We start from the raw sequence: 15,004 nt of genomic DNA, 5'->3' as shown, positions 1-15,004 counted from the left end.
TTACTCTTTATTTAGATGATGGTTTTAATTTAGCTGAAAGATCATGTAATGACGGCACCTTTGGCGCTAAAAAACGGTTGTGCTGCAATACCGGCATTTGACTACGAATCGTTTTCAAACCTGTGGTTTCAATTTTGACTTTCAATGCAGCGACTGCATCTGGATTCTGCCCGAGTATTTTACCCCAAGCATCGACCGCCATTGTATGGCCCCATGTGCGGCGAGTTGCACCGTGTCGCCCGACTTGCGCGGCGGCCAAGATAATGCATTGGTTCTCAATCGCCCGCGCACGCAGCAATATTTCCCAGTGGGCTTCACCAGTCATTTTAGTAAAAGCGGCTGGCACGGTAATAATCTCGGCACCTTGCGCCCGTAAGGCTTGGAATAAGCCTGGGAAGCGTAAGTCATAACAAATTGTCATGCCTAAGCGGCCTACGGGGGTATCGACCACGGTGACTTCTTGCCCTGCTTGATAGGTATCCGACTCACGATAACGACCATGAATATCGTTAATATCTACATCAAACATATGAATTTTGTCGTAGCGTGCTTTTAACTCACCTTGGTCATCAAACAACAAGCTACTGGTGGTGATAAGGTCCGGTGACTCGCGGCTTATCATCGGCATTGAACCGACTTGAATCCAAACCCCATAACGGCGAGCCATCTCGCGGATTTCTTGCTGTAACGGCCCGTCATTGTGGCGCTCTGCATGATGACGATATGAGGCCGAATTGGCGAACAATAATGCATTTTCCGGCGTCAGAACCAGCTTAATACCAGAATTTAACTGTTTGATCTGTTGCTCAATCTGAGCCAGATTGTCACGGGTATTTTCACCGCTGCATAACTGCAATAATGCAACATTGGCATTTTTCATGGCGCCTTACTCTCCTTTAGCTGGCGTAATACTTCATGGATGTTCGGCTGATCCAAACTACCGGTGATTTGGTAACGAATCAGCGAAACCTTACTCCAAAGTGGCCCTAAAATTTTCGAGGCAGCAAATACTGCCGCACCGACTACTGGGTTGATCGCAAAGGCGGTCGCAACACCGACGGTGGCCGAAATCTCGGGAGTGATCACCGCCTCCATGGCTATTTTCCGTTTAGCCAAATCCACATTGCCACTCATGGCAATATCGGCGGCTAAGCCATCAACCACTAAATCATTGGTATGCATGACGCCATTTTTGATATTGGCCGTGCCGCGAATCGAATCAAAGGCGAAGTCACGACTAAACGTATCACTAAAATCGAGCTGGAGCTTACGTAATAGTGCGTCGAAGCTGACCAGCCGCAGGAGTTGCCCTGCACGCCCGCCACCAAGATCCGTCAGTAACCCTCTACCCAATCTACTCTTTATCGTCCCGTTTAGGGTATTAATCTGTGGTTGCCAAGGTACACCACGCCAGTTTACGTCGGCACTGATATCAAACGAGGCGTCTTTTATTGGCGTTGTCAGGCCAAAGAACGACAGAGTTTCATCGATTTTAGCCCCTGTTAGCGCGACATTTAATGAAGTTTTGTCACCCGCCGCGTCTTGTTGCCATTGCCCACTTATTTTCGCCCGCCCATTGCCAGCTTCAATCAGGCCATTCGTCAGCGTTAAAATATCGCCTTTCGGCGTCAGGTCCGCATTAATTCGCCCGATATTCTGCCCAAGAATCCAGCACGCTTTACAGCGTAGTTGCAGTGCTGGCCAATGGCGGAATGAAATTTTATCGGTGCTTGCCGGTGCCGCCGCTTGCGCAAACGGGTCTTTCGCCTCGTTGGCTGCCCATTGCGGATTATAATAAAGGTAATCAACGTCCGCATGCCAAGGGCCGCGGTCGTCCATCATCAAGCTCCCCTTCACTTCCTCGCCATTTGCGGTCACTTTAGTGCCTGCTAGTAGCGGCTCGACCAGCAGCGTCAGTTGATGCCAAGCCTGCCCTCCTATCAATAATTGCGGCGTCTCTAAGGTCAACCGTTGTGGGAAGATGACACTAGAATCGCTACCTTTTATTTTAGGCGGTGCCGACGAGGTAAAAGGCGCACTTACCGTGGACAACTCAGGTGCCATCAAGGCTAGCCAGCGCTCACCATCCAGTGGCGGTAATTGCAATACCAGTCCTTTCTCCTCTGGTAACGGTGGGACTTTTTTGCTGTCTGCTTTTTGGCTATCTGTCTTTTGGCTACTGTTTTGCCAAATCGCACTCGCCAACTCAACTTGATCTTTTTGCAGTAACCACTGGCTATTGAAGTGGTTGTTACCGCCCGCACTACCTGACAGCGTAAATGAATCTAATCCGCCAATAGCTTGCACATGAATAGGCAATGCCTTACCACTGGCTTTATCCAACGGAGGTGGTAAGTGACTGCTCACTTTCTTTAGGTCAGCCGTCACATCGACTTTGTAGTCTGGCTTGCCTTTTTTGGGTAATTGCACGACAACTTTGCCTTCCCAATTCGCACTGCCGTTGAGTAATTTAGCCACGTTGTCTGGCACTCCCGGCAATTTAGCCGGCAGCCAATCACCGTGCAGCCCAACATTGACGAGAAAGTTTTTTGGCTGCTCTTCTGTCGTGAAATCAACCGTTAACGGCTGCCCAAACCAGTTAGCGGATAAGGCATCGCTATCGAGATTGCCATCATTGAAGCGGAATTTACCACTGATATTCTCTAGTTGGCTTTTCAGTGGTTTCACCAGCAAGCTGTTGTTATTCAGCGTCACTTCACCAGTAGCATGGGTGATGCGGTCTTCTTGCAGCGGAATATCTAGGTGTAAGCGCCCACTAACTTTACCACCCACTTGCAGTTCTTCTAGCGTTTCAGCCACCGAATCATTCAAAGGTGTTTTGGTAAAGTAGTCATGAACATCGCGACCTTCGCCCACCACCTCAGCATCGACATACAGCTTTTCTTTCAGGTAATCAGGAATGATCGCGCTGATATTGCGACCCGTGACGTTACCCAGCATCGTGTGAGGGGCATCCATCCACAAACCTTCATTGAGGAAATTCAGATCGATGGCTAAATTCTCTAATGCAGGCCAATCCGGTTGGAACTGGAAAGTCGCGTCACGCAGCGGGACATAAACTTGGAACTGCCCTTCTTTATGCTTATAAGGAAAATCATGAGGATTGCCGTTATAGACCAGCGTAGCATTGTCGACTTGCCCACCCTGTAGCGCCTCAGTCAAATATTCCACCAGCTTCTTGCCCATAAGGGGTTCAGGGAAGTAACGCCAAGCATCGGTCGCGTCATACAGACGGATACCCGTTAGGATGCTAAGCCAAGGTTGCCCTTTATCTGGCTGTTGATAGCGGAAACTGCCGTTACCCCACAATGATTTGGCTCTGACATCCAGTTGGTCACTCCACAGCTCCCAACCTTTATCATCGATTTGCCAGTTCAATGCGCCACTGGCCTGACTCACTTCTAGTGGTGCGCGGAACATATCGCCATAGGGTAATGTGCTGTCATTAAGGCTGATATTTAGCTGCCCTTGCTGGACTGAACCGTTCAAAGTACCGCCGAAATTATTCACACCCGGCAGCAGCTCCCAGTGCTGCCAGCTAATATCGTGCCATTTAGCCTGAAAACGCGTTTTTTCTGGCTGGCTAATCGGGATGTCCAGAGCCAGCGTATCGACGATGCCTTGTGGGCGTAAATCCGTCCATCGATTCATTAATTCAGGCGTAAACAGTGACAACGTGGGTAAGAGTGGCCCTACACGCTCCAACTGAATATTAGTGGCACGAATACGTAATTCTTGGGTTTGGTCTGGACCAATGAACTGAGTGTTCTCAGGGAGCCACAGTGCAGAAAGATGGCCTTTCGGCCAAGGTAGCCCATCGGTTTTAAGACTCAGTTGGGGCGCATCAATTTGCCAGCCATTGCCTTGCCGGTGGCCTTCCAGCACAAGATTATCAACCGCCAGTTGATGGGTTTTGTTATTGACCGTCCAATCCGCGTGCCCTTCACTGAGCAAAACATTACCGCTGTAGACTTCGCCACTTTTGATACTCAGCCAAGCAGCCAGACTGAACTCAGCGCTATTCAGGCCCGTATTGTTATGCAACCAACGGCTGATCCACGGTTTGACGTCAATATTATCGGCCTGCATATAAACGGTGCCAGTATCTAAAATACCCTGATTATCATGCAGATCGATACGAACCATCACTGCGCCATGCTGACCATTAATGGTCGAAAGGCTAATTTGCCCTTCCGCACGGTGTCGATTGAACGAATTCAGCCAAGTCAGTTGCGGGATTTCTAGTTCGGCGCGAGGGCCAGAGGGTGTCAGGAATGAGATACGGCTATTGCGCAAGTCAAAATGGTCCAACTGGCGCAGGAAAATATCGGTAATCTGGCTGGCTTCAAGATTGCGGCTATTACTTTGCTGCCGATCCAGTGTGGTGTTCAAGTCCAACTGCAACTGATAGAAGGTCATATCGCGGAACTGCCAGCGCCAATGGAGCAATGATTGCCACACATCGAGCGCAAGCGTCACCCGTTGCACCTGCCAATCAGCAAGCGGTAATTGAGCGCGAATATCGCGTAATTCCAGCGTCGGACCAAAAGTTTCCCACGTCCCCTGCATGAACCCCACTTCCAGTGGGATCCCGCTGATGGACTGCACTTTGGCCACGATTTGCGGACGATAATCGTTGATGAGAGGCAGCATCATCCGTAGCCCACTGACCAACAGCGCCACCACAACAATTATTGTGGCGCCTGTCGCTAACAAAATCCTGGGCAGTCGCCTCACACATCTCTCCTTACCATCGGCTGCAAAGGTTACAGCAGATCTTAATAGCTCCCATCCCTTGTCGGCTGGGAGATTTTACATCATCACCACGTCAAACTGCTCTTGGTTATACAGAGGTTCAATCTGAACTTTGACCTGCTTGCCGACAAAGATTTCGACCTCAGCCAGCGCATGGGATTCCTCACCTTTCAACGCTTCCCCTACAGCAGGAGAAGCATAGACCAAGAAGCGATCAGAATCATAAGCATGGTGAACACGGACGATTTCACGCAAGATTTCGTAGCACACCGTTTCTACCGACTTAACTGTGCCACGGCCACGGCAGTTAGGGCATTCATTGCATAGTACGTGCTCAATGCTCTCCCGCGTACGCTTACGTGTCATTTCGACTAAGCCTAGCTGAGAGAAACCATTAATACTGGTTTTTACTCGATCTTTACTGAGCGCCTGTTCCAATGAGTGCAATACACGCCGGCGATGTTCTTCATTAACCATATCAATGAAATCAATAATGATAATCCCCCCCAGATTTCGCATCCGCAGTTGGCGGGCGATGGCCTGAGTGGCTTCAATATTGGTATTGAAAATAGTTTCGTCGAGATTGCGGTGACCGACAAACGCACCGGTGTTGATATCCACGGTGGTCATGGCTTCAGTTTGGTCAATAATCAGGTAGCCACCTGATTTTAATTCAACTTTACGTTCTAATGAGCGCTGGATTTCGTTTTCGACATCATAGAGGTCAAAAATCGGTTGCTTACCGGCGTACAACTCCAGTTTTTCGGTCATTTCCGGAATATATTCGCTGGTAAATTCCACCAACAAATCATAGGTCAGTTTGGAGTCGACGCGAATTTTATCCAGCGCTGCACCAGCAAAATCACGGAGTACACGCTGCGCCAGTGCCATTTCACCGTACAGCTTATATTTGGTGATATTGCGCTTTTTACGCTCTTGGACTTTCGTCCACAGGCGCTTGAGGAAGGCAGCATCCGCTGAAAGTTCTTCGTCGCCGATACCTTCAGCTGCGGTACGAATAATAAAACCGCCTTGCTCGTCACAATAGGCTGCCACGGTCTTTTTCAACCGTTCACGTTCAACTTCACTTTCAATACGCTGGGAAACGCCAACATGCGCAGCCCCTGGCATCAACACTAAATAACGTGATGGCAGAGTGATATCTGTGGTCAAACGTGCGCCTTTGGTGCCAAGGGGGTCTTTCACCACCTGCACCATTAAATCTTGGCCCTGACGAACCAGTTCAGCGATATCGCGTACATTGAAGTTTTTTTGCTCATCCCCAGCCACGCATTCGGTGTGGGGCATGATATCGGAAGCATGCAGGAAGGCGGCCTTCTCTAGACCAATATCGACAAATGCCGCTTGCATGCCCGGTAATACTCGGCTGACTCGGCCCTTATAAATATTGCCAACGATCCCTCGTTTAGCTTCACGCTCAATATGAATTTCTTGCAGGATGCCACCATCAATATAGGCAACCCGCGTTTCAGACGGGGTAATATTGACCAGTAATTCAGCTGTCATGTATTCCTCTCACATTACGTAGCGCAATGAAATGACTCAGTAGTTCATGGGTTTCTACCAGCGGCAGGCCAACCACAGCATGATAACTGCCCGTTATGGACCTGACGAAGCAACCACCTTTCCCCTGAATACCGTAAGCGCCCGCTTTGTCCATGGGTTCACCGGTAGCAATATACTTACTGATTTCAAATTGAGATAACACGCGGAATGTCACATCTGTCACCACCATGACAGAGAGTACATCTTGCCGGTCAGACAGCGACACCGCAGTGATCACCTGATGTTGCTGCCCCGACAAAGCACTCAATATTTGCTGGGCATGCTCAGCATCCCGAGGTTTCTCTAAAACTTGCCCATTGAGCACCACAATGGTATCAGCCCCTAATACTGGCAGATCCTGTGGCGCGACCATCACCCCTGCTCGTGCTTTATCTTGCGCGAGTCGCAGAACGTACTCTTGCGCGCTTTCTTCTGGCTGACGTTGCTCTTCAACCTCTGTTTTCAGTACCTCAAACGGGACATCAAGCAGGGCTAATAATTCACGGCGACGCGGAGAACCAGATGCAAGATACAGGGCGGTCATGAGTCTTAAATCCTTATTGCACCGCAAATTGGCGGCGAATTTTACGCATTAATAGAAACAGCCAAGGCCAAAGAATGCCGTTAACGACACTACTCCAGAAGACTTCAGGGCGGAATGAGACATTAATGACTAAAAACTCAGACCAAAACACCACGACATCCATGGTGAGTGAGAGCAGCATCACGATAAGTGCTTGCTGCCACAATGCCATATTGCGAAATAGCTGAAACTTGAATGCGACCAAATAAGCAATAATGCTCAGTGCCAGCGCTCGCACCCCGAGTGTTGAACCCAGAATCAGGTCCATAATCAGCCCAAGAATAAAACCGGTGCCAACGTTGACTCGGTGCGGCAGAGCCATCACCCAATAAATTAAAACTAACGCTACCCAAGAAGGCCGGAACATATAGATTTGCTCAGGCCACGGCATAATTTGCAGCACCATGGCAATCAGGAAAGATAACCAAATTACCCAACGTCCATTACTGCTGTAACGGTTCATGGCGAGACTCCTGGTGCCGTCGTCGGTGCTGCGGCAGAAGGTGCCCCAACCGCAGGTGGTGCTGGCGGCCCCATGTCATCTGCAGCAGGCAACACTTGCGACATCATCGGAGCCAGACGTTCATTTGCCACTCGGCGAACTTCGTTCGGTGGCAAAGGGATATCGCCATTACGGTCAGCTCCCCACAGTAACAGCAGGTAACGTAAGCGTTGTAGGTCAGCGGTCGGGCGCGCTTGAATCACAGTATAAGCCCGCTGATTATCCACTTTGACAGAAGACACCACCGCAACAGGGTAACCTTCAGGGAAGCGGCCACCAAGGCCTGACGTGACTAACACATCACCGACGCGAATATCTGTATTGCTTGGCAGGTGTTCCAATAATAAGTCATCAGTGCAACCACTCCCTGCGGCAATCACTCGAATATCATTGCGGAGTACCTGTATCGGTAAAGCATGAGAGGCATCGCAAATCAATAATACGCGGCTGGTTAATTTACTCACCGCAACAACTTGGCCTACGACACCCCGATCACTGATAACCGGCTGGCCTTCGTAAACGCCATTATTAGAACCTTTATCGATAACAACTTGATCGCTGTAGGGATCGGTCCCGCTGGACATCACCTGCGTGACCATTTTTTGTTCGTCCTGACGCAGCGGAGAACCCAGCAATTCACGTAAGCGGTTATTTTCCTGCTTAAATTGCCCGAGGAGCTGTAGGTCAGTATTTTTTAATAATAACTCTTGGCGCAATGCACGATTTTCCAGCTCAAGCTGTTCACGAGTCGCCAGCGTTTCAGAAACATTGTCGAGAACTTTGCGTGGCCCGTTGGCCAGAAAATAGAAAGGGCTAACTGCAGTGTCCATATAGGTGCGCACTTTTACAAACGTACCTAATCGGCTATCAGCGATAACCAAAACAATGGCTGCAAGAACGGCAAAAAACAACCGCAGTTGCAGGGATGGACCCCGGCTAAAAATCGGCTTCATAAATTATGCGTATTCCTCGACGACATGAGGAAGAAGCGCCAAACCTAAACCTATCCCCTTTCCTTGGATATCAGTTCATTCAATTTGGCGTTCTCCTTCTGGCTGACTATTCTTCGCTGAACAAATCGCCGCCATGCATGTCGATCATTTCCAACGCTTTACCACCACCGCGTGCAACGCAGGTCAATGGATCTTCTGCCACCACCACTGGGATACCGGTTTCTTCCATCAGCAGGCGATCCAGATTACGCAGCAATGCACCGCCGCCGGTCAACACCATACCGCGCTCTGAGATATCAGAAGCCAGTTCAGGTGGACATTGTTCCAGCGCAACCATTACCGCGCTAACAATGCCGGTCAACGGCTCTTGCAGTGCTTCGAGGATCTCATTGGAGTTCAGGGTAAAGCCACGAGGTACACCTTCAGCAAGGTTACGGCCACGAACTTCAATTTCCAGGACTTCATCACCTGGATAAGCAGAACCGATGCTGTGTTTGATACGTTCGGCAGTGGCTTCACCAATTAATGAACCGTAGTTACGGCGCACATAATTAATGATAGCTTCATCAAAGCGGTCACCACCGATACGAACTGAAGAGGAGTAAACCACGCCGTTCAGAGAGATAACGGCCACTTCTGTGGTCCCGCCACCGATATCCACCACCATTGAACCGGTCGCTTCAGAAACAGGCAAACCTGCACCAATCGCCGCAGCCATCGGTTCTTCAATCAGGAACACTTCACGAGCGCCAGCGCCCTGAGCAGATTCACGGATAGCACGGCGCTCAACCTGAGTGGCCCCAACAGGGACGCACACCAATACGCGCGGACTCGGGCGCATAAAGCTGTTGCTATGAACTTGCTTAATAAAGTGTTGCAGCATTTTTTCGGTAACAAAGAAGTCAGCGATAACGCCATCTTTCATTGGACGAATAGCAGCGATATTACCGGGGGTGCGTCCTAGCATCTGTTTGGCTTCATGACCCACAGCCGCGACGCTTTTCGGTGAACCGGCACGATCCTGGCGAATAGCAACCACTGAAGGTTCATTCAGTACAATGCCTTGTCCTTTAACATAAATAAGGGTATTGGCGGTACCCAAGTCGATGGACAAGTCGTTGGAAAACATGCCACGAAATTTCTTAAACATAACGAAAGGATAATCCTGCAAGCTGGGGGCGGAAAATAAAATCCGCCTACTTTACCAACCACACGAACCAGCGACAAGGCGCAAAAACGTCCCGATTCGGTGAAAAAGTAGCTGCGTTAATGGCATATCGTTCCGCTCAGAGCCCATATCGTTTGAAAAGGTTGAATAAAACCTTGGCACAACACGGATTCTGCGCAACGACCGGCGTAACACAGCACATATAATCTAACATTTAACCTGATACTCGCTGGAAGTAAGCACCCACCAACGATTTACGGAAATGGCCGACACATTCTACGTTAATTTTTGCTCAACGATCAGGCTAAACATGGTCTAAAACGAATATTTTTTCTTTTCGGGATTTAAAGGCGCTGGTGAAGCAAAAAAATTGCCCTGTCCACCGTAAATACCTTTTTCTTTCAGTGTTTGCCATTCTTCTCGGGTAAGCACTTCAGCGGCAAAAACTTTTGTATGCGTTCCTGCGCAGGCACCGGTCAGACTTTCAACAAACAACTGATTCTCATAACGTAAATTAATGTTTCTGACTAATCCAGGATGAAGCTTGATCATCTTAATCCGCAGCGACTTGATGTAAGACGTGCTGACAACGGTTAATCCAGCCTGCGACACCATGACTTTGCAGCCTAGTCCGAGCAATAAACGAATCATCGGACGGATTTGGTCGATATGTTGACACACATCTGCCTCTGCAAGTTCAAAGATAATTCGCGTTCTATCCGATTTTTTACATTGCAACAGCGTATCCCGCAGCCAACGCTGGAAAGGACGCTGTAATAATGAATCAACGCAGATAGAAAATGCCAGAGTTTCGTCCGGCCATAAAGATAATAAAGGAATTATCCTATCAATTTTTTGACGGTCATAGCGCTCAGCTAAACCAAACAGTTGTACCAAGGGCATAAATTCAGCCGCCAGTAACTCTTGCTTGCCATCAAATATACGGCTAATCACTTCACGATGATGAAGATTGCCGTCCACGGTAATCACGGGGCGCTGGTAGAGCCTTGGGCCACCGTTTGCCAGCGTTTGCTCCAATAGAGTGCGCCATTTGACACTACCACGCCCTTTTTCTGCCACGTTAGTGTCAAAGACATACCAACCATTTCCGCCACTCATCGCTGCATTTCTGGTCGCTTGCGCGGCGTTATCCATAATTTGCTCAACGGTCTCGCCACTTCGATACGCCACAATCCCAATATGCAGCAATGATTCACGGTCAATAACATGAGGCTTGGGTAATGTCCCAACAGCATGGAGCAATTGTGCCGCCATCACATCGGCATATTTTAAGGTTTTATGCGGCAGTAAAATGGCGACCTCATTTTGATGATAGCGGGCCAGTAACGCGGAGGGATGGCGGGTCATAAAGGTCGAAAATAGATTAATCAGTGAATGCATCAGCTCTTGTACCAACTGATGGTCACCGGTTTCATTCAAACGGTCAAAATCCGGGAGTTGTATCATCATCACAACCCCGTGCGCACCTGATTCTTCTAAGTGCGTTGTTAATTGGTTATCAAAGAACTGCCGATTGCTGAAACCGGTTTTAGCATCCTGCGCCGCAAAAGCACGAATCAAGATATCGACCCGATTACGCTCAGCTCTCACCTCGGCCAATTCCGCCAATAAATGGTCCATCGCACGACTGGCGAAAGGTGGCCACTCATGGCCTTCACTGCGAATGGCATTTTCACGTTCGCCGCTCAAAATGCGCTTTGCCCGTCGTTCTAGTTTCTCTTGACCGGCAGTTTGTTCACGCAACCAACGGAAACTCAACAATAATGCCAGTGCAATCACCATTGCTGCCAGCGATAAAATTGCCATCGCATAGAGAGAGCGAGTATAGCTATTTAAGGGATCAATATAGGTAAAATGCATTGACGCCCCCGGTTGATGCAGCATAGGGACGACCAAAGTGCGGTGCTGGCTCTTATGATTCCAAGGTGTATAGACGGCAGGCAGATTAAGTTGGTACAACGTGCTGGTTTCATTACGAATACTGACTTCTACGACATCGATCGTGCGCATCAATATCGGTAGCCATTCACGTTCTTTGTCTGGTGGATATTGCAATAGCGACTGATCATAGGCCGTCGCAATGCTCTGGAGGCGATGCTCCAACTTTTTCTGACACAAATAGAAGAAGCTTGCAGTGCTACCCAACAGCACTAAACACATTGCCAAGACGACCAGCAGGGTCATAAACGCAGAAAGTTTGGTTGTGAATCTCATCCCTTAGCCTTGCAAAGCGCACTTGAAGTAAAAACGCAGTTCCTTTGACGAAAATACTATATGACAAAAACAGCATGTAACACCGATTTTTTACTTCACAATGCGACAATAGCCCAATAACTTGGTCCTTTTCCCTGAAATTCAGGGATTCCTCTTTCAAGAATAGTCCTAGTCAAAATCAATGGCGTCATTTTTGTCCTTGATCAGACTCGTCAGTTGATGTTGCCGTTATATTGGCTCACTCTTAACTCATCTTTTTCTGTTTTCTGGAGTGCGACATGCGAGCGCTTGTTCTTGATCAAATTGATGGCCGAACCACCGCAGAAGTGCGTGAAATATCCCCTTCACAGTTGCCTGCCGGTAATGTCACGGTCGATGTCAATTGGTCCAGCCTGAATTATAAGGATGCCTTGGCCATTACAGGCAAAGGGAAAATCATTCGTGAGTTTCCCATGGTGCCCGGGATTGATTTCGCGGGCACAGTTCACAGCAGCGAAGACCCTCGTTTTCATGTCGGCCAATCGGTATTACTGACAGGCTGGGGCGTGGGCGAAAACCATTGGGGTGGTTTGGCTGAACAAGCGCGAGTCAATGGCGATTGGCTCGTTCCCATGCCTGAAGGGCTGGAACCACGTAAAGCCATGATTATCGGCACTGCCGGCTTTACAGCCATGTTATGTGTCATGGCGCTGGAAGAAGGGGGTGTCACACCTGAACGCGGTGAAATAGTGGTGTCAGGGGCAAGTGGTGGCGTAGGCAGTACGGCGATAGCCTTGCTTTCTGCGCTGGGCTATCAAATTGCCGCGATTTCTGGCCGCGATAGTAACAGCGAATATCTGAAAAACTTGGGCGCACATCGGGTGTTATCGCGCAATGACTACCTCGATGCGTCACGTCCACTGGAAAAACAGTTGTGGGCTGGGGCCATTGATACTGTCGGCGATAAATTACTCGCGAAGATACTGGCACAGATGAATTACAACAGTACTGTTGCGGCCTGTGGGTTGGCTGGCGGTTACACTCTACCGACGACAGTGATGCCATTTATTCTGCGAAATGTACGCTTGCAAGGGGTGGACTCGGTGATGACACCGCAATCACGCCGTCAACAAGCTTGGCAGCGGCTGCTGAAAATCTTACCTGAAAGCTTCTATCAGCAAGCGTCCCAGTCCATCACACTGGCGGATGCTCCGGCCATCGCGGCACGTTTGCTGGAAAATGAAGTGACTGGCCGAACCTTAGTTAAAGTACGTTAATTAATGTTTTAGGCTGGCGACGACGTGCACCACTCAGTACCTCGCGTTGACAAGCCAATTCTGCTGGGGGTTAAGCCCCCAGTATTTCCTTACTATTGTAATTATTTTCAAATTTCTCCTCACTCCCTCGCACTTATGTTCATAAGCCGCCATGATTAATATCACTATGGTCAATATGATGCTTCTGTTTGATGGAGTAATGCTATGCGCAACCTTTCACCTCATCTCAAAAATACGGTTCTCCAAGCCAATAATACTGTTCTCCAAGCCAACAATACAAAGCGCAAACTAACGGAAGCAGACGTCACGCCCGAGAGCATTTTTTACCAGCGCCGTAAGGTATTGCAGGCGCTAGGCATTACTGCCGCCGCCTTAGCATTACCCACATCAGCACAAGCTGATTTGTTGGCTTGGTTTAAAGGTAATGACCGCCCCAAATCCCCTCCAGGCAAACCTCTGACGTTTACCCAATCCACCATATATCACCCTGATTTGGCGATGACACCAGAAGATAAAGTGACTGGATACAATAATTTCTATGAATTTGGTCTGGATAAGGCCGATCCTGCAGCCAATGCAGGAACGTTGAAAACAGAGGGCTGGCAAATCAAAATTGACGGTGAAGTGGCAAAGCCCATGACACTGGATATGGATGATTTGATGAAGCGCTTCCCACTAGAGGAACGTATCTATCGCATGCGGTGCGTAGAAGCCTGGTCAATGGTGGTGCCGTGGATTGGATTTGAATTGGGGAAACTGCTAAAGCTGGTTGAACCGACCAGTAATGCGCGTTATGTCGCGTTCCAGACACTCTATGCACCGGATCAAATGCCTGGACAGGAGGACCGTTTTATTGGTGGTGGCCTGAAATACCCGTATGTCGAGGGGCTGCGGCTGGATGAGGCTATGCACCCATTAGCCTTTATGACGCTGGGTGTTTATGGCAAGACTTTACCCCCACAAAATGGCGCGCCAGTCCGGCTTATCACACCGTGGAAATATGGTTTTAAGGGGATAAAATCCATTGTGCAAATTCGCCTGACCAGTGAAATGCCGCCAACAACATGGAATCTTAGTGCCCCCAATGAGTATGGGTTTTATGCCAATGTGAACCCCAATGTCGACCATCCTCGCTGGTCACAAGCCACCGAGCGTTTCATTGGTTCTGGCGGCATATTGGATGTGCAGCGCCAGCCGACACTGCTGTTTAACGGCTATGCTGATCAAGTCGCCTCACTCTACCGAGGGCTAGATCTGAGGAAAAACTTCTAATGCGGCTGAGTTTACAACACATTAAGTGGTTAAAGGTGGCGATCTGGCTGGCCGCAGCCCTGCCTTTTCTGTGGCTGGTTTTATCGGTAGATCAAGGCTGGTTCAGTGCTGATCCGGCCAAAGATATACAACATTTTACTGGGCGGATGACCCTTAAATTATTATTGGCGACGCTGGTGGTGACGCCACTAGCACGCTACGGCAAACAACCACTGTTGATCCGCTGTCGTCGTCTATTGGGCCTGTGGTGCTTTGCTTGGGGAACACTGCATTTGGTGAGCTATTCCGTGCTGGAACTGGGGCTCAGCAATATTAGCCTGCTGGGCCGTGAACTAGTGACTCGCCCCTATCTGACACTGGGTATTATCAGTTGGCTATTACTATTGTCACTGGCGGTCACTTCCACCTTGTGGGCGCAACGAAAAATGGGACCCAACTGGCAAAAGTTGCATAATTTGGTGTATGTTGTCGCCATTCTTGCACCAATTCATTATCTTTGGTCGGTCAAAACGTTGTCACCCCTCCCGATTCTTTACGCGGTGGTCGCGGCAATATTACTGGCGCTGCGTTATAAAAAGTTTCGCCAATGGTACCGCTAAAATCGGAGACAAATTGGCGAGTGAATGCACAGTTCAGATTTTTTTCTATTGAATATCTTCGCTGATAAGACCAGTATTTAGCTGCTAATTGCTA

Annotated in this window: 11 protein-coding genes; 3 read left to right on the top strand and 8 right to left on the bottom strand. The window is 49.0% G+C overall.

Going from position 1 to position 15,004, the window contains the following annotated elements; all coding sequences use genetic code 11:
* Positions 1 to 7: 7 nt before the first annotated feature.
* The 8 genes from nit1 to csrD form a co-directional block, all read right to left on the bottom strand.
* A complete protein-coding gene (nit1, locus tag DA391_RS01865) occupies positions 8 to 880 on the bottom strand; it encodes a deaminated glutathione amidase (protein WP_050082869.1) in 873 nt (290 codons plus the stop codon).
* The gene (gene yhdP, locus DA391_RS01860) at positions 877 to 4,758 is read right to left on the bottom strand and encodes an AsmA2 domain-containing protein YhdP (RefSeq protein ID WP_108087291.1); all 3,882 of its coding nucleotides are present in this window, start codon (positions 4,756 to 4,758) and stop codon (positions 877 to 879) included. The genes nit1 and yhdP overlap by 4 nt, the downstream gene beginning before the upstream one ends.
* 75 nt (positions 4,759 to 4,833) lie before the next feature.
* A complete protein-coding gene (rng, locus tag DA391_RS01855; protein ID WP_050082872.1) occupies positions 4,834 to 6,303 on the bottom strand; it encodes a ribonuclease G in 1,470 nt (489 codons plus the stop codon).
* Complete coding sequence (locus DA391_RS01850) at positions 6,293 to 6,886, bottom strand: Maf family protein (protein ID WP_108087290.1); 594 nt, start codon at positions 6,884 to 6,886, stop codon at positions 6,293 to 6,295. Before DA391_RS01850 ends, rng begins: the two co-directional genes overlap by 11 nt.
* A gap of 13 nt (positions 6,887 to 6,899) precedes the next feature.
* A complete protein-coding gene (gene mreD, locus DA391_RS01845) occupies positions 6,900 to 7,388 on the bottom strand; it encodes a rod shape-determining protein MreD (protein ID WP_019212380.1) in 489 nt (162 codons plus the stop codon).
* The gene (gene mreC, locus DA391_RS01840; protein WP_050082877.1) at positions 7,385 to 8,380 is read right to left on the bottom strand and encodes a rod shape-determining protein MreC; all 996 of its coding nucleotides are present in this window, start codon (positions 8,378 to 8,380) and stop codon (positions 7,385 to 7,387) included. The genes mreD and mreC overlap by 4 nt, the downstream gene beginning before the upstream one ends.
* 106 nt (positions 8,381 to 8,486) lie before the next feature.
* The gene (mreB, locus tag DA391_RS01835) at positions 8,487 to 9,530 is read right to left on the bottom strand and encodes a rod shape-determining protein MreB (RefSeq protein WP_004875762.1); all 1,044 of its coding nucleotides are present in this window, start codon (positions 9,528 to 9,530) and stop codon (positions 8,487 to 8,489) included.
* 333 nt (positions 9,531 to 9,863) lie between these two features.
* Positions 9,864 to 11,783, bottom strand: coding sequence for an RNase E specificity factor CsrD (gene csrD / locus DA391_RS01830; RefSeq protein ID WP_050082879.1), 1,920 nt, complete (start codon positions 11,781 to 11,783; stop codon positions 9,864 to 9,866).
* Positions 11,784 to 12,061: 278 nt separating this feature from the next.
* On the opposite strand from csrD, the gene DA391_RS01825 reads away from it, so the two are divergent.
* The 3 genes from DA391_RS01825 to msrQ all read left to right on the top strand — a co-directional run bounded on the left by DA391_RS01825 (position 12,062) and on the right by msrQ (position 14,910).
* Positions 12,062 to 13,039: an MDR family oxidoreductase gene (locus tag DA391_RS01825; protein WP_049609748.1), complete on the top strand. Its 978-nt coding sequence runs from the start codon at positions 12,062 to 12,064 to the stop codon at positions 13,037 to 13,039.
* Between the two features lie 204 nt (positions 13,040 to 13,243).
* The gene (gene msrP, locus DA391_RS01820; protein ID WP_108087289.1) at positions 13,244 to 14,311 is read left to right on the top strand and encodes a protein-methionine-sulfoxide reductase catalytic subunit MsrP; all 1,068 of its coding nucleotides are present in this window, start codon (positions 13,244 to 13,246) and stop codon (positions 14,309 to 14,311) included.
* On the top strand, positions 14,311 to 14,910 hold the full coding sequence (gene msrQ, locus DA391_RS01815; RefSeq protein ID WP_050872865.1) for a protein-methionine-sulfoxide reductase heme-binding subunit MsrQ: 600 nt from the start codon (positions 14,311 to 14,313) through the stop codon (positions 14,908 to 14,910). The genes msrP and msrQ overlap by 1 nt, the downstream gene beginning before the upstream one ends.
* Positions 14,911 to 15,004 lie beyond the last annotated feature (94 nt).

It is taken from the genome of Yersinia massiliensis, assembly GCF_003048255.1.
Lineage (GTDB): Bacteria > Pseudomonadota > Gammaproteobacteria > Enterobacterales > Enterobacteriaceae > Yersinia > Yersinia massiliensis_A.
This window is presented reverse-complemented; position numbering and strand designations above follow the sequence as displayed.